At 71.5% G+C, this 13,226-nt stretch carries 17 protein-coding genes and 3 pseudogenes; 1 reads left to right on the top strand and 19 read right to left on the bottom strand.

Annotated elements, in window-relative coordinates; genetic code table 11:
• Window positions 1-39 precede the first annotated feature (39 nt).
• The 13 genes and pseudogenes from O0235_RS02000 to O0235_RS01940 all read right to left on the bottom strand — a co-directional run bounded on the left by O0235_RS02000 (window position 40) and on the right by O0235_RS01940 (window position 8,055).
• Window positions 40-705 carry a lycopene cyclase domain-containing protein gene (locus tag O0235_RS02000; protein ID WP_270056893.1) on the bottom strand — a complete coding sequence of 222 codons (666 nt, stop codon included), beginning with the start codon at window positions 703-705 and terminating at the stop codon, window positions 40-42.
• Window positions 702-2,000: a cytochrome P450 gene (locus O0235_RS01995; protein WP_270056892.1), complete on the bottom strand. Its 1,299-nt coding sequence runs from the start codon at window positions 1,998-2,000 to the stop codon at window positions 702-704. Before O0235_RS01995 ends, O0235_RS02000 begins: the two co-directional genes overlap by 4 nt.
• On the bottom strand, window positions 1,903-2,853 hold the full coding sequence (gene uvsE, locus O0235_RS01990) for a UV DNA damage repair endonuclease UvsE (protein ID WP_270056891.1): 951 nt from the start codon (window positions 2,851-2,853) through the stop codon (window positions 1,903-1,905). The genes O0235_RS01995 and uvsE overlap by 98 nt, the downstream gene beginning before the upstream one ends.
• Window positions 2,854-3,253: 400 nt before the next feature.
• Window positions 3,254-3,547: a hypothetical protein gene (locus tag O0235_RS01985; RefSeq protein ID WP_270056890.1), complete on the bottom strand. Its 294-nt coding sequence runs from the start codon at window positions 3,545-3,547 to the stop codon at window positions 3,254-3,256.
• Window positions 3,526-3,699 (bottom strand): FAD-dependent oxidoreductase, encoded by a 174-nt coding sequence (locus tag O0235_RS01980; protein ID WP_270056889.1) that lies wholly within the window; start codon window positions 3,697-3,699, stop codon window positions 3,526-3,528. Before O0235_RS01980 ends, O0235_RS01985 begins: the two co-directional genes overlap by 22 nt.
• A 25-nt stretch (window positions 3,700-3,724) precedes the next feature.
• On the bottom strand, window positions 3,725-4,087 hold the full coding sequence (locus tag O0235_RS01975; RefSeq protein ID WP_270056888.1) for a phytoene desaturase family protein: 363 nt from the start codon (window positions 4,085-4,087) through the stop codon (window positions 3,725-3,727).
• Window positions 3,975-4,274 (bottom strand): annotated as a pseudogene (locus O0235_RS15435) (hypothetical protein); the annotation flags it as partial. The gene O0235_RS01975 and the pseudogene O0235_RS15435, both read right to left, overlap by 113 nt.
• Before the next feature lie 184 nt (window positions 4,275-4,458).
• Window positions 4,459-5,108: pseudogene (locus tag O0235_RS01970) on the bottom strand (phytoene/squalene synthase family protein); the annotation flags it as partial.
• A gap of 245 nt (window positions 5,109-5,353) precedes the next feature.
• Window positions 5,354-5,677, bottom strand: a complete 324-nt coding sequence (locus O0235_RS01965) for a GNAT family N-acetyltransferase (protein ID WP_270056887.1) — start codon at window positions 5,675-5,677, stop codon at window positions 5,354-5,356.
• Window positions 5,602-5,898, bottom strand: coding sequence for a GNAT family N-acetyltransferase (locus O0235_RS01960; RefSeq protein WP_270056886.1), 297 nt, complete (start codon window positions 5,896-5,898; stop codon window positions 5,602-5,604). Before O0235_RS01960 ends, O0235_RS01965 begins: the two co-directional genes overlap by 76 nt.
• Window positions 5,899-5,950: 52 nt before the next feature.
• Window positions 5,951-7,026 (bottom strand): annotated as a pseudogene (locus O0235_RS15430) (alpha/beta fold hydrolase).
• Window positions 7,027-7,152: 126 nt separating this feature from the next.
• Window positions 7,153-7,542, bottom strand: coding sequence for a poly(R)-hydroxyalkanoic acid synthase subunit PhaE (locus O0235_RS01945; protein ID WP_270056884.1), 390 nt, complete (start codon window positions 7,540-7,542; stop codon window positions 7,153-7,155).
• Between the two features lie 30 nt (window positions 7,543-7,572).
• On the bottom strand, window positions 7,573-8,055 hold the full coding sequence (locus O0235_RS01940) for a helix-turn-helix transcriptional regulator (protein WP_270056883.1): 483 nt from the start codon (window positions 8,053-8,055) through the stop codon (window positions 7,573-7,575).
• Between the two features lie 102 nt (window positions 8,056-8,157).
• Between O0235_RS01940 and O0235_RS01935 the strand changes: the two genes are divergently transcribed.
• A complete protein-coding gene (locus tag O0235_RS01935) occupies window positions 8,158-8,634 on the top strand; it encodes a hypothetical protein (RefSeq protein WP_270056882.1) in 477 nt (158 codons plus the stop codon).
• Between the two features lie 78 nt (window positions 8,635-8,712).
• On the opposite strand, the gene O0235_RS01930 is transcribed toward O0235_RS01935, so the two are convergent.
• The 6 genes from O0235_RS01930 to O0235_RS01905 all read right to left on the bottom strand — a co-directional run bounded on the left by O0235_RS01930 (window position 8,713) and on the right by O0235_RS01905 (window position 13,202).
• Window positions 8,713-8,841 (bottom strand): hypothetical protein, encoded by a 129-nt coding sequence (locus O0235_RS01930; RefSeq protein WP_270056881.1) that lies wholly within the window; start codon window positions 8,839-8,841, stop codon window positions 8,713-8,715.
• On the bottom strand, window positions 8,799-9,485 hold the full coding sequence (locus tag O0235_RS01925; RefSeq protein WP_270056880.1) for an esterase/lipase family protein: 687 nt from the start codon (window positions 9,483-9,485) through the stop codon (window positions 8,799-8,801). Before O0235_RS01925 ends, O0235_RS01930 begins: the two co-directional genes overlap by 43 nt.
• Window positions 9,486-10,071: 586 nt before the next feature.
• A complete protein-coding gene (locus O0235_RS01920) occupies window positions 10,072-10,713 on the bottom strand; it encodes a thioredoxin family protein (protein WP_270056879.1) in 642 nt (213 codons plus the stop codon).
• A gap of 244 nt (window positions 10,714-10,957) precedes the next feature.
• Window positions 10,958-12,052: a MazG family protein gene (locus O0235_RS01915; RefSeq protein WP_270056878.1), complete on the bottom strand. Its 1,095-nt coding sequence runs from the start codon at window positions 12,050-12,052 to the stop codon at window positions 10,958-10,960.
• Window positions 12,049-12,216 (bottom strand): hypothetical protein, encoded by a 168-nt coding sequence (locus O0235_RS01910; RefSeq protein ID WP_270056877.1) that lies wholly within the window; start codon window positions 12,214-12,216, stop codon window positions 12,049-12,051. The genes O0235_RS01915 and O0235_RS01910 overlap by 4 nt, the downstream gene beginning before the upstream one ends.
• Window positions 12,213-13,202 carry a Gfo/Idh/MocA family protein gene (locus tag O0235_RS01905; protein WP_270056876.1) on the bottom strand — a complete coding sequence of 330 codons (990 nt, stop codon included), beginning with the start codon at window positions 13,200-13,202 and terminating at the stop codon, window positions 12,213-12,215. The genes O0235_RS01910 and O0235_RS01905 overlap by 4 nt, the downstream gene beginning before the upstream one ends.
• Between the last annotated feature and the right edge of the window lie 24 nt (window positions 13,203-13,226).

Genomic DNA, 13,226 nt, shown 5'->3' with positions numbered 1-13,226 from the left:
CGAGGAACAGCGTCAGCCCGAACGCCAGGAGCAGGTTCGTCACGAGGAAGAACACGAACTCCTCGATCGGCAGCCCCCGGGCAGGAACACCCCGGTCGATGTTCGTTCCGTGATATGCCACGTCCCCGCGCCGATGGCGATCGTGTCGGCCGCCGCGAGGTACGCGGTCGGCACCGCGAAGCCGGGCAGCACCGTTCGCCACCGCCGTAGCAGGATGTCGGCGCCGAACCCCGCCTGCAGCGCGAGCGGCGGTAGCGCCCACGCGAGGATCAGCCCGAGATACCGCAGCGATTCGGGCCCGGCCAGCATCGCGGCCCCGGCAGCCGCGCCGCCGAGCAGGGCGATGGCGCCCGCGGTCCGCACCGCGCGCCCGTTTGCCGCGCTCGCGTTCGCCTCGCGGGTCCGCAGCAGCAGCCCGACCCACAGCCCCGTCATCACCGTCTGCAGCACGAAGAACGTGTACTCCTCCAGCGGCACCCACCCGAGCCGGATGCCCCACGTCCGCTCCTCGGGGTAGGTCCACGTCCCGGAAGCGACGAGGTAGTTGTCCCACGGCGTCGTGTAGACCACGGCGATGACGGCAAGCACGCCGATCCCCGCAGCCAGCTCCCGCAGCGGCGGCGCCGGCCGCCAGCGGAAGACCGCCGCGAGCAGCGTCACGATAGGCGGCAGCAGGTACAGCCCGAGGAACGCCCCGTAGGTCATCGGCGCCGCACCCTCAGCAGGCCGCCGCGCGGCTCCAGCGTCGCGCCCATCGCGCCCCGCAGCGGCCGCCGCGTCACCGCGAGGTCGAACCGCTGCAGCACCCGCGTCAGCACGAGCCGCGCCTCCAGGTTCGCGAACGCCGCGCCGATGCAGTTGCGCGGCCCGCCGCCGAACGGCAGGTAGGTGTACGGCCCAGGCGCGCCGCCGCCGTCCAGCCACCGGCCGGGGTCGAACCGCCCCGGCGCGGCCCACGCCGCGGGGTCGCGCTGCGCGAGGAAGTACGAAAGCATCACCCGCTGCCCCGCCGGGATCGCATAGCCGTCCAGCTCCGTCTCCCGCAGCGACCACCGCCCGCCCACGTGGATCGGCGGCCACAGCCGCAGCGTCTCCTTCAGCACGGCGTCGATGACGGGCAGGTCGTCCGCGCGGACCCCGGCCAGCCGCTCGCCATCCGGGGCCCGCCGGGCCTCGCGGGTCGCCCGCGCCAGCCACTCGGGGCTGCGCGCCAGCAGGTGCAGCGCCCACGAGAGCTGCGCCGTGCTCGTGTCGTGCCCCGCGATCAGCATCGTCAGCGCGTGGTCGCGCACCCGCTCGTCGTCGAACGCCTCCAGCAGCAGGTCCAGCATCGTCGGCGGCTCGGCCGGCTGCCCTTTCCGCTCGGCGATGACGCCCCGCACGTGCGCTTCGAGCGGCCGCACCCGCCGCGGGACGCCCCCGGCCCGCCCCCGCAGCACCCACACCCCCGGCCCGATGTACCGCAGCGCCGCCAGCAGCCCCGGCAGCGTCCGCTCCAGCTCCTCGCCCCGCAGGTCGTACCCGAAGAACACAAGCTCGAAGCTCCGCCACGCGACCCGTCGCATCGCCTCGACCGCCTCGACCCGGCCTTCCGCCGGCCAGCCGTCCAGCTCGTCATCGGTGACCGCCAGCACGGCGGGCGCTGCGGCGCGAAGCCGGGCCGGTTCGAACGCTGGCGCCATCGCCTGCCGCGCCCGGTCGTGCTCATCCCCGTCGGTCACGAGGATGCTCCGCCGGAACAGCCGCACCGCGGGGTCGCCCTCCGGCCGCCAGCCGAACTCCTCCCGGCGCTCGACGAGCGCCTCGCGCAGACCCTGCGGCGACGCCACGACGATCGGCCGGAACCGCCCGAAGCCGAGTTCGAACACGTTCCCGAGCCCCGCCCGCGCGATCTCGAGCGCTTCATACAGCCCCGGCGTTCCGTGCCGCAGCGTCCAGAGCGCCCGGAGGCCGTCCCTCGCGGCCAGCCCGTCCGTCCGCGGCGGCTTCGCCCCGCTCATCCGGCGCGCGCCCGAGGAGTGCGAAGACCGCCAGCTCCTTCGCTTTCGCCTCCACCATCACGTCCAGCGTGAGCCCGGCTCCGGCCTCGCGCAACCGCGCGAAGTCGTCCGGCTCGACCAGCTCCGCATGCGCCCCGGGCCGCGCTCCCGGCGCCTGGCTGGAAAGGTGCACCTTCTGCCGCGTCCGCCAGGTCGCCGCCGCCTCGCTCAGCGCCTCGCGCAGCGTCATCCCGCCCGGGTTCCAGCCGTGGTGCAGCGTATCGACCGCCACAGGCACCCCGAGCCGGCGCGCCGCCGGCAGCAGGTCGCGGACGCTCCACGTCCGCTCGTCGTTCTCCAGCGCGAGGTGCCGGAGCACCGCGTCCTCGCCCGCCAGCGCTGCCGTGAGCCGTTCGAGCGACCCCGCCGGCCCGCCGTGCAGCACGATGACGCCGTCCCCCGCGCCCGCCAGCTCGAGCACCCGCGCCGAATACCGCAGCTCCGCCAGCGACCGTTCGACCACCTCCGGCCGGCTGCTGCCTGGCTGCACGAACTGCCCCGGGTGCATCGACAGCCGGACGCCGGCCGCCCGCGCCAGCGCGCCGATCTCCGCCAGCCGCTCCCCGTGAACCGCCGCCCAGTCGTACGGGAACGCCGGGTGCGAGGCGAACGGGATGAGCTGCTGGCCCATGCGCAGCAGGCCGATGCCGTGTTCGGCGTTGAACCGGACCATCCGCTCGAGGTCGTCGATGTTCGCCTCCGCCTTCTCCCGCGCCCGCTCGGCAGTCAGGTTCGCCAGCCGGAGCGTCCGCAGCGTCGTCGCCCCCAGCATCCGGTTTTCGCAGAGGTAGCCGAACCGCCAGCCTGCGGTCACCCGCCTTCTTCCTCGGCGATGATCCGCTCGACCACCTTTGCCGACGAAAGCACCCCGGAACCCCCGCCCCCGGGTGCGTGCCTGCCCCGACGAAGTACAGGTTGTCGATGTCTTCCGAGCGGTTGTGCGGCCGAAACCACGCCGACTGCCACAGCGTGGGCTGCACGCTGAAACCGGTCCCGAGGTAGGTGTTCAGGTTGTCCCGGAAGTGCCGCGGGTCGATCGTCCGCTCGACGACGATGTGGCTGCGGAGCCCCGGCAGGTACTCCCGTTCGAGGAACTCGAGGATGAGCTCCCGGTAGCGCGGCGCCATCCGCTCCCAGTCCGTCGGCGAACCGAGGTGCGGCACCGGCGAGTGCGTAGAACGCCTCGTGCCCCGGCGGCGCGCCGCTCGGGTCCGTCAGTGTCGGCACGTGGACGTAGAGCGAGAAGTCCCGGGGCAGCCCCTTCGCCCGGAAGATGTCCCGGATGAGCCCCTGTACCGCTCGCTCAGGATGATGTTGTGGTGCACGAGCGGCGTGTCCCGGTACTGCCGGTCCGTCCCGAAGTACACCACGAAGAGCGACATGCTGTAGGCCGTCAGCTTCCGGTAGCGCAGGTCCGAATTCCGCCAGCTCCGGTGCTCCGGGTCGATGAGCGAGAGGTACGCCTGCGGCACGTCCCCGTTGCAAATCACCCGGTCCGCTTCGAGCACCTCGCCGCTCGCGAGTTCGACCCCGTCGCCCGCCGGCCCCGCACCCGGATGCGCGTCACCTCGGTCCCGAGCCGCACCTCGCCGCCGAGCTCTTCGAACAGCCGCACCAGCGCATCGACCAGCGCACCGGTTCCGCCCTCCGCGTACCACACCCCCACTCCCGCTCGAGGTGGTGGATCATCGCGTAAATCGACGACGCCACGAACGGGTTTCCCCGATCAGCAGCGGGTGGAACGTGAAGCACCGCCGCAGGAACGGGTCCTCGATGTACTGCGAGACGAACCCGTAGACCGACCGGTACGACTTCAGCCGGATGAGGTCCGGCGCCACGCGCAGCATGTCCGTGACGTGGAGGAACGGCGCGTCCGCCAGCTCGACGAATCCCTTCTGGAAAATCGCGCGGCTCGCCTCGAGGAACCGGCGATACCCGTCGATGTCGCGCAGATTCCAGCGCGCAATCTGGGCCGCCACTGCGTCGAAGTCGCCGTTGTACTCGAACCAGCGTCCCTTCGCGTCGAAGATGCGGTAGAACGGGTCCACCGGGATGAGCCGGGCATAGTCCTCGAATCTTCTCCCCGCGAGCGCGAACAGCTCTTCGAACAGGAACGGGGCCGTGATGACGGTCGGCCCGCCGTCGAACCGGAACCCCCGGCCTCCACCGGCGCCGCACGGCCCCGGCGCGCGGCTGCTTCTCCACCAGCGTCACCCGGTGGCCGCGGGCCGCCATCCGCACGGCCGCCGCCAGCCCGCCGAATCCGCTCCCGATGACGACCGTCCGGCTCACGCGCCCTCCCCCGCTGCCGCCGGCGCCGGAACGCCCGCCACGCCGCCAGCGGCAGCGGCGCCGCGCGGCGCCAGCCCGGAACCGTCGCCCGCCCGCTGAAGACGTCGTAGCCGCGCCGTTCGATGTCGTCGAGGATGCGCGAGTACAGTTCCAGCGCTGCCGTCACGGCCAGCCGGCCGTCCCGGTTGAGCAGGCCAACCCCGGCCGCGCGCCGGCGTACAGCGCCCGCGCCCGCGCCACCTGGAACTGCATGAAGGCCCGCCACCGCTCGTCGACCAGCCCCTCCGCGAGGTGCCCCTCGCTGACCCCGAACCGCGCCATCTCATCCCGCGGCAGATAGACCCGCCCGTTCCGCCAGTCCTCCGCCACGTCGCGCAGCACGTTCGTCAGCTGCATCGCCACGCCGAGCCGGATCGCGTACAGCGCCGGGTCGCCCCGGCTCCCGATGATCCGCATCGACATCAGTCCGACCGTCGAAGCGACCCCGTAGCAGTACCGCGCCAGCGCCGGGAAGTCGTCGAAGCCCTGGTGCCGCAAGTCGTCCGCCAGCGCCTCCACCAGCTGCGCGGGCAGGTGCGGCGGAATGCCGTAGGCCTCGCGCGTGGCCGCCCACGCCCGGAGCACCGGCTCGCCGTCAGCGCGGGCCTCGCCGGTGCCCGCCGCGCCCCAGGCGCGAAGCCGCGCCTCCCGGTCCTCGCCCGGCTCATCGACGATGTCGTCCGCCACCCGGCAGAACGCGTAGAGGGCGCGCACCGCCCGCCGCTTCGCCGCAGGCAGCAGCCGGGTCGCCGCGTAGAACGTCCGGCTGTGCGCTTTCGTGATCGCATCGCAGCAGGCGAAATCCCCGGCCCGGCTGCCGGCGCGGCCCCGTTCCGGTGAGGGGCAGCGGCCCCGGAGCCCTGCGCTATCGCGAGCAGCTCGCTTTCCCAGGGCGCGAGCCGTTCTCCGGGCTGGCTGTCGGCGTCCATGTTCCTCAGCCTACCCGGCTGCCCGGGGCCGCCGGTGTAAGCCGCCCGGGCCCGTCATCCCCCGCCCAGCGCCTCCGCGACCCCGTACGCCGAACGCACCGCTTCGAACCGCGCGACGTCGTGGCTCAGCACGAGGAGGTCGTGCTTGTTCCCGTCCCGGTCCTTCACCTGGTCCCGCAGGAGCGCTTCAGGCCGGAAACCGAGCCCCTCGAACGTCGCAATCGCCCCTTTCTGGTCGAGCGTCATCTGGGCGATCATCTTCTCGATGCCGAGGCCGAGCGCGTTCGCGAACGCCTCCTGCGTCAGCAGCCGGCCGAGGCCCTTCCCCGCCAGCTCTCCGCCACCGTCACCCGCAGTTCGGCCACGTGCGCCGTCCACCGCAGCGAATTCCGGTGAATCGTCGCATACCCTGCTACCTCGCCGCCCGCTTCCGCAAGGATCGTCAAAATCTCGCCGCGTTCGATCTCGTCGACCCAGTCGTCGACCGCCTCCGGCTGGGTGATGTCGCGGCGCAGGAAGAGCAGGTCGTGCTCGGGCAGCTTCCGCGCGAAGGCGAGCACCGCCTCGCGGTCGGCGGCCCCCATCGGCCGGAGCGTCACCCGCTGCCCCCGATATCGTGGTGGACCGGGTAGGTTCGAACCGTTTCGACCGTCATACCGAACGCTCCGCGAGCCAGGATTCGAGCTGTGGCCACAGACGATAGATGGCGTTGCCCCCGGCCACAAGGCTCACGTGCCCGCCCTTCAGCATCACTTCCCGCTTGTCCTCGCTCCCGATGAGCGGCACCAGCGCCCGCGCCGAATCGTACGGCACGATGTGGTCGTGCTCCGCCACCACGTGCAGGAACGGCACGGTGATCGCGCCGAGGTCCACCCGCCGCCCGCCGACCTCCAGCTCGTTCCTCACCATCCGGTTCTCCCACATGAACTGCTTCGTGAACTGCCGGAAGCACTCACCCGGGAACGGGATCTGGTCCGCCGCCCACCGCTCGAACAGCCGGTACGACCGCACGAAGTCGTCGTTCCACAGGTTGTCCCAGAGCTGGATGTTCTTCGCCACCCGCTGCGCCGGCTTCAGCATGTCGAACGACGCGTAGATCAGCTCCGGCGGCACGTTCCCCAGCGTGTCCACCACCCGGTCCACGTCGAAGTACCGCGGGTCCAGCCACCGCTTGAACAGCACCATCCCGTCCGAGTCGACCGGCGTCGTGAAACAGGCGAGGTTCTTCAGCGGCCCGTCGGTATGGAGCGCGGCGTACATCGTCGAAAGCTGCCCGCCCATGCAGTAGCCGACGAGCGAAATCTCGCGCTCGCCCGAGTCCTCGAGCACCCGCTCCACACAGTCCGGGATGAAGTCGAGCACGTAGTCTTCGAGCCGCAGCCGCGCATCCTCCGGCCGCGGCACCCCCAGTCGATCATGTAGACGTCGAACCCCCGCTTCACGAGGAATTCGACGAGGCTCTGCCCCGGCGCGAGGTCCGGGATGTACGGCTTGCTCACGAGCGACATCACGAGCATCACCGGCACCCGGTACACCTCGTCCGCTTGCGGCCGGTAGTGGTACAGCTTCAGCGTCCCCCGGCTGTGGATGACGTCCTTCGGCGTCAACCCTACCGCCGGGTCGCCGGTCGAGATGTATTCGAGCCCCTTGATGCTCCGCTGGATCGCCCGCTCGATCTCCATGCGCACCCGGGCTTCGAGCGAAGCGTCGCCTGCCGGAGCTGTCATCGAACACCCTCCTCACGGGCATGCAGCAGCGTGCGCGGAAGTGTACTCCCGCGCATGCGGCGAACCATGACAACTTTGCGAAACGTCAATTAAATCTGCGTCACGGGCAGCGCGTTCCTGCCGGCGCTACTTCTCCGCCGTCGGGGGCTTCTTCGTCCGCGGCGGGCGCTTCACCGGCACAGCGCCATTGTCCTGGGCGGCCGGACCGGCTGCCGGCGCCTGCTTCGCCAGCATCCCCTCGATCCGCCCCAGCCGCTCCTCGATGGCGCTCAGCCGCTCGCCCAGCGCCAGCACCTCCTGCCGGCTCGGCATGTTCACCAGCTGCAGGTAGCGGCCCATCGTCTCGTTCATGCCCTTCTGCAGATTCAGGTAGAAGTCCATGAACCGCCCCATCGCCTTGCTGAACTCGTCGGTTGCCATCGCCTGGTTCAGGAACGCGTTCCACTGGCGCTCCGATTGCGCCACCCACTCCCGCCACATCGCCAGCGGGTCCATCGTCTGCTGCTTCTCGGCCATTTGCTGCCCTCCCGGGGTGTCGAAATGCGTTCAGCCCCGCGCCTGGCTGTCGTCGCCGTTCCTGTCTTCGCGCGGCTCGCCGGCAAACGCCCGGAAGCCCTCCGCCGCCTGCCGCAGCACCTGCTGGTACCGCTCGAGGATATCGATCCAGCCGCTGAGGAACGCCTCCCCCGCGGCCGTCAGGCTGTACATCCGGCGCGCCGGCCCGCTCTCCGACGTGTCCCAGAAGGAGGACACCAGGCCCGAGCGCTCCAGCTGCCGCAGCGTCCGGTAGACCGTCCCGCTGTCCGATTGCGGCAGCCCGGCCTGCGCCAGCCGCTGCGTCAGCTCGTAGCCGTACGCGTTCCAGCCCCGCAGAAACGCCAGCAGCGTCGTCGAAAGCATCTCCCCGTGGAGCCGCGGCTGCGGCGCCGCCTCCTGCTCCCCATCGCGGCCGTTCCGGCCGCTGGCGCCGGCGGCCGGGGCCGCCCCGTTCGTTCTCTCGTTCGGTGTCGCGGATTTCTTCTTTCCCATCGCTACGTGCAGTATGCACATACCGGCAGAGCGTTGACAAGCGCCGCAGCTATCTGTACCTTGCAGATAGCAACGGGCTGCAGCCCACGAAAGGACCACGCCATGACCGCCACCGCCGAAACCGTCCAGAAGTACTACGACGCCCTCATCGAGGGCTACGACCTCCTCGTCGACGCCATCGAAAAAGCCAACGAGCGCGGCATCAAGGTCACCCGCCAGTTCGCCGCCGACGTCGTCGCCGGCCAGCGGGATGCCCTCCAGCTCGGCAAGAAGCTCGCTGCTGAACCCGGCGACCTCGGCCAGTTCTACGCCGCCCTCCTCGAAGCCACGACGGCCGCCCAGGGCCGCGCCCTCGCCTTCACCCAGGCTGCCTATCAGGAGGCCCTCGCCTCCGGCGCCGACGCCCGCGAACTCATCCAGAAGCTCGCCGAGGCGAACCGCGAAACCGCCGCTGCCGCCGTCGAAGTCGCCCGCCAGTGGGCCGGCGCCAACCCCTTCGCTGAGGTCATGAAGAAGAGCCTCGAGGCCTTCCAGGCCCCCGCTGCGAAGCAGAAGAAGGAGAAGGCGGCCACCGCCTGACGCTCCGTCCCGCAGCCCCAGCGCAACGGCCCGGGCATCGCCCGGGCCGTTCCTGTCCAATCCGCCAGCCTGCCGGATTCAGGCCATCCGAAGCCGCCGCGCGATGACCCGGTACGTGCCGGCGTGCACCACCATCCCGAGATGGCTCGAGTGCACCTCGTCGTTCAGCGCCGGGTCCTCCTCGATGCAGCTCTCCCACTCCACCACGCCGTCGCGGCGGAGTAGACCGCGTACCGCGGCACTTCCCAGTCCTCGGGCGCCAGCATGTTCTTCACGAACGTGCACATGCAGTGCCCGCTGAAGCAAGCCGGCCGCACGTTCTTCGCGAGGCCCGTCCCGCCATGCTCCCGCAGCGTCGCCGCCGCCGAGATGAGCACCGGGTGCGCCCGCACCGCGTCCCGGAACGGCGACCCGAGCGTGATGACCATCGCCACCTCGTCCGGGTGCTCCAGCGCGAGGTTCCGGCTCAGCATCCCGCCGAGGCTGTGCCCCACGAGCCGCACCCGCTGCCCTGTTTCCTTCCGCGCGCGGCGCACCGTCTCCAGCAGCCGGCCCGTGATGTGGTCCGGGCAGTCCACGTTCCGCCCGATGTTCGAGAAGTACGGCCGGTAGCCGATCCGCGCCAGCCACCAGTACAGCTCCACCAGCGAAACGTCGCTCGCGAGGAACCCCGGCACCACCACCACCGGCTCCCCATCGCCGTGCGGCACGCCGAAGCCCCAGTACACCGGCGATGCCCGCAGCGCCAGCCACTCCAGCGGGAACATCGCCTCGCGCCAGATCGGTGTCGCCGCCGGGATGAGCGACGCATCCTCAGCGAACGGGTCGATGGAGTAGGCCGCCTGGCTCATCGCCTCCCCTTCTGGGCACTGGCGTTCTACCGGTCGGTAGCCCCGGCGCCTGCGCGAAACCCTACCGCCCGCGACCCTGCGGAGCAAGAGGTTTCACCTCGCTTCATCGGCCGCAAACCCCGCGTCCGCACCGGCGAACTCCCGGATTCGCCTCCTCAGCAGTGCCAGTGGCGAATCAGCCCGTTCTGTCCGCCTGCGCACGCAAGCTCGAAGGACGCCACCTGGATCGCGACCATCGCCACCGCCAGCACCACCACGAACAGGACCGCGAACGCGACCCCGAGCCCGTTGATCCACTTGCCGGCCGCAAACCCCGCAACCGCCCCGATCGCCAGCAGCCCCCGTGCAGCACGAGATACACCGTGTCCCGCTCTGCCGCATCGCGGTCGCTGTGCACCTCGGAAACCCCGAGCGTCGCGCGCATCGCCGCCACGTAGCCCACGAGCAGCAGCGCGAGCAGCACGATGGCCAGCAGGCCACGTCCGCCGCCCGTCCGCATCTCCCGCCCCGTCCCGGTCACCGGTGCATTCCACGCCGGGGAGCCCCGCCGATCAAGTGACGGCGAGGCCCCCGGTTCGCGGCAGCATCAGCCGGCCAGCTTCGAACGCAGCAGCGCGATGCACTCGTCGACCGTCGCAACCCGCCAGTTGGCCCACGTCTCGCCCTTCTGCCACGCGAGGTACCGCTCCCGCGCCGCCGCCCGCGCCGCCTTCATCTCTTCCTCCGAGGGTTCGTGGCCGAGCTGCTTCGCAATGCCCGCCGGCGAAATGTCGCCCAGCGCCTGCTGCGCGAGGTGGAGCTGCTCGTTCGCCAGCTGCGGCCGTTCGATGAAGTGCGCAATCTCCCGGTGGTCTTTGTCATAAAAGATGAACACCGGGATGGACTCGAACTCCCCGTCCTTCAGGTACTCCGCCATCATGTCCTTGTTCTGGTCGCGCTCGAAGAACCGGAGCTCGGCGCCCATCGCCTCGGCCATCCGCTGGGCCACGCCCGTGCCGCGGTAGACGTCCGGGCACCAGTCCTCGCCGATGACGACGATGTGGTGCGGCCCGTTCGGCCGCGCCGCCAGCTCCTTCAGCGCCGCCTCCTGCTCCGCGGTCAGCTTCGTGCCCTCGTAGTTCTCCACGAACAGCTCGCGGTTCCGAATGCCCGAATCGAGGTACTTCTGGAACGTCTTCCCCTGCTTGAAGCGCTCCAGCGTGATGACCGATTCCTTCGCCTGTGTCACGTGCGTCCTCCGCGAGGGTTGCTGATTGCAACACACCAGCCTACGCGCCTCTGCGGGCCTTCTCAATCACCCTTCGGCGGCCTTCGCCTCATCCCAGAGCCGGTCCAGCGCCTCGAGGTCCAGCTCGCGCAGGTCCAGCGCCCGCTCCTTCGCCAGCCGCTCCACCTCGCCGAAGCGCCGCCGGAACTTCTCGTTCGCCCCCTGAGCGCCTGTTCCGCATCGACACCCAGCCGGTCGGCGATGTTCACCAGCGTGAACAGCACGTCGCCGAACTCGCCCTCCCGCTCCGGCCCTGCCCCGGCCCGTGCCAGCTCGCCGACCTCCTCCGCCAGCTTCTCGAGCGGCCCCTCGACGTCCGGCCAGTCGAAGCCGACCCGCCGCGCCCGCCCTGGATCGCCTGCGACGCCGCGAGGGCCGGCAGCGTCCGCGGCACCCCATCGAGAATCGAGGTCCGCGGCTTTTCCTGCTGCTTCAGCGCCTCCCAGTTCCGGTACACCTCCTCCGCCGTCTCCGCCACCGCTCCGCCGAAGACGTGCGGGTGCCGCCGGATCAGCTTCCGGGCGATGCGCTCCACCACGTCGCCGAGCTGGAACGTCCCCTCCCGCTCCGCAACCGCCGCGTGCATCAGCACCTGCAGCAGCAGGTCGCCCAGCTCCTCCTCCAGCGCGGCCGGGTCGCCCCGGTCGATCGCTTCGAGCGCCTCGTACGCTTCTTCGAGCAGGTGCGGCCGCAGCGTCGCGTGCGTCTGCTCCCGGTCCCACGGGCAGCCCTCGGGGCCATTCAGCCGCCGAACGACGTACTCCAGCCCGTCGAATCGGCGCACGTCCTCCAGCGGCGCCAGCGGCGGCACGTACACCGCATCGAGGTACCCGAACGGCCCGTGGTCGAGTGCCCGCAGCTCCATCGCTTCGACCCGCTCGTCGGCCGTCCCGAGCCGCCGCAGCACCCGCACCGGGTGGTCCGCCGGGTACCACTCCAGCAGCCGCAGCTTCAGCTCCGAGGCCACCTCGCGCCGGTAGACCTGCCCGATGATCGCCGGCCGCCACGTGTCGATGCGCAAGTCCTCCGCGTCGCACACCTGCACGTTGCCCCCGTCGATGCCGAGCCGCGCAAGCGCGACGTCCGCAAAACTGACGCCCGGGTAGACCCGCACGGCGAGGCCGCGCTCCGCCGCCAGCCGCAGCAGCTCGGCGACGCTCCGCTCTGCCACGAGCGGGTGGCCGGGCACCGCGTAGACGACCGGCCCCGGCCCTGCGGCCGTGAGCACGCGCTCCGCCGCTGCCCGGTACACCTCGTCGAACCGCTCCGCCGCCCCGTACAGGTCGTCGCAGTCGCTCACCGGCCCCCGAACGCCAGCCCCGCCACCGTCGGGTGGTGCCGCGTCCGCAGGATGACCGGCAGGCCCGAGGCGAGCAGCGCTGCCGTCGCCTGCGTCAGCAGCCCCGGGTCGCCCGGCCCGAGGCCGACGACGTGAATCCGTACGCCGTCCTGCCCGGCCGTCATTCGACCCGCTCGACGGCGCCGGACTCGAGGCTCCGGTGCAGGGCCACCAGCAGCTTCGTCACGGCGACGCCATCCTCGAAACTCGCCCCCGTGCTGGTCCGTCCTTCCGCGGCCCGCAGGAAGGCCGCCAGCCGCTGCGGTGCCCACTGCAATACCGCCGGGTACCGGTACCGCTCCGACGCCAGCGCCAGCCCCTGCTGCCCGCCGTCGATGTCGGCCGCGCCGCGCGTCCCCACCACCCGCAGCGCGAGGTCGCTTGCCGCCGGCCAGCTGTCCGGCAGAATCCAGCACGCTTCGAATACCCCGTCCGCCCCGTCGGCATACCGCACGATGGCGTGCACCCAGTCATACGTCTCGATGCCGCGCCCCGCGAGTTCGCCGCGGCCGCCCAGCGCGTAGACGCTCACCGCCCGCTTCCGCCCCAGCCAGAGCGCGAGGTCGAACAGGTGCGACATCAGGTACCACGCCGGTGTCGTCCCTCCGCTCCAGTGCAGCCGCTCCCGCGGCGACGAAACCAGGTGGTTCAGCCGCCCGTTGAACAGCCGGACTTCCCCCAGCTCGCCCGCGCTGATGGCGCGCGCGGCCTCCGCGAACGGCGGGTTCCACCGCTGGAGCCAGTTCACCTCCGCGTGGACGCCCGCCCGGCGGACCGCCTCCGCCATCGCCTCGGCATCCTCCGCGGTCGGCGCCAGCGGCTTCTCGACCAGCACGGGGATGCCGAGCCCCGCCAGCTCCTCCACCGGCGCCCGGTGCTGCGCGTCCGGCGTCGCCACGTAGGCGGCGTCGGGCAGCGTCTCCCGCACCGCCGTCGAGATGTCGCCGAACGCCCGCGTCCCCGCGGCGTTCGCCAGCTCCAGCGCCCGCGCCCCGTCGATGTCCACCACCCCCGCCGGGGCGACGCCCGGCGCGCGGCCCTCTGCCAGCATCCGCGCCAGCGCGGTGCCCATCGTCCCGGCGCCGACCACGAGAATCCGCTTCTCAGCCATCCCGGCCGCGAGCATAGCACGGCC

Source organism: Tepidiforma flava (genome assembly GCF_027594505.1).
GTDB lineage: Bacteria > Chloroflexota > Dehalococcoidia > Tepidiformales > Tepidiformaceae > Tepidiforma > Tepidiforma flava.
This window is presented reverse-complemented; position numbering and strand designations above follow the sequence as displayed.

Excerpts from the sequence above, each read along its gene's own strand:
- O0235_RS01945 (WP_270056884.1), bottom strand. The coding sequence starts at position 7,542 with ATGGCCGAGAAGCAGCAGACGATGGACCCGCTGGCGATGTGGCGGGAG.
- O0235_RS01910 (WP_270056877.1), bottom strand. The coding sequence starts at position 12,216 with ATGACGGCCGGGCAGGACGGCGTACGGATTCACGTCGTCGGCCTCGGG.
- O0235_RS01925 (WP_270056880.1), bottom strand. The coding sequence starts at position 9,485 with ATGAGCCAGGCGGCCTACTCCATCGACCCGTTCGCTGAGGATGCGTCG.
- O0235_RS01935 (WP_270056882.1), top strand. The coding sequence starts at position 8,158 with ATGACCGCCACCGCCGAAACCGTCCAGAAGTACTACGACGCCCTCATC.
- O0235_RS01995 (WP_270056892.1), bottom strand. The coding sequence starts at position 2,000 with ATGAGCGGGGCGAAGCCGCCGCGGACGGACGGGCTGGCCGCGAGGGAC.
- O0235_RS02000 (WP_270056893.1), bottom strand. The coding sequence starts at position 705 with ATGACCTACGGGGCGTTCCTCGGGCTGTACCTGCTGCCGCCTATCGTG.
- O0235_RS01940 (WP_270056883.1), bottom strand. The coding sequence starts at position 8,055 with ATGGGAAAGAAGAAATCCGCGACACCGAACGAGAGAACGAACGGGGCG.
- O0235_RS01905 (WP_270056876.1), bottom strand. The coding sequence starts at position 13,202 with ATGGCTGAGAAGCGGATTCTCGTGGTCGGCGCCGGGACGATGGGCACC.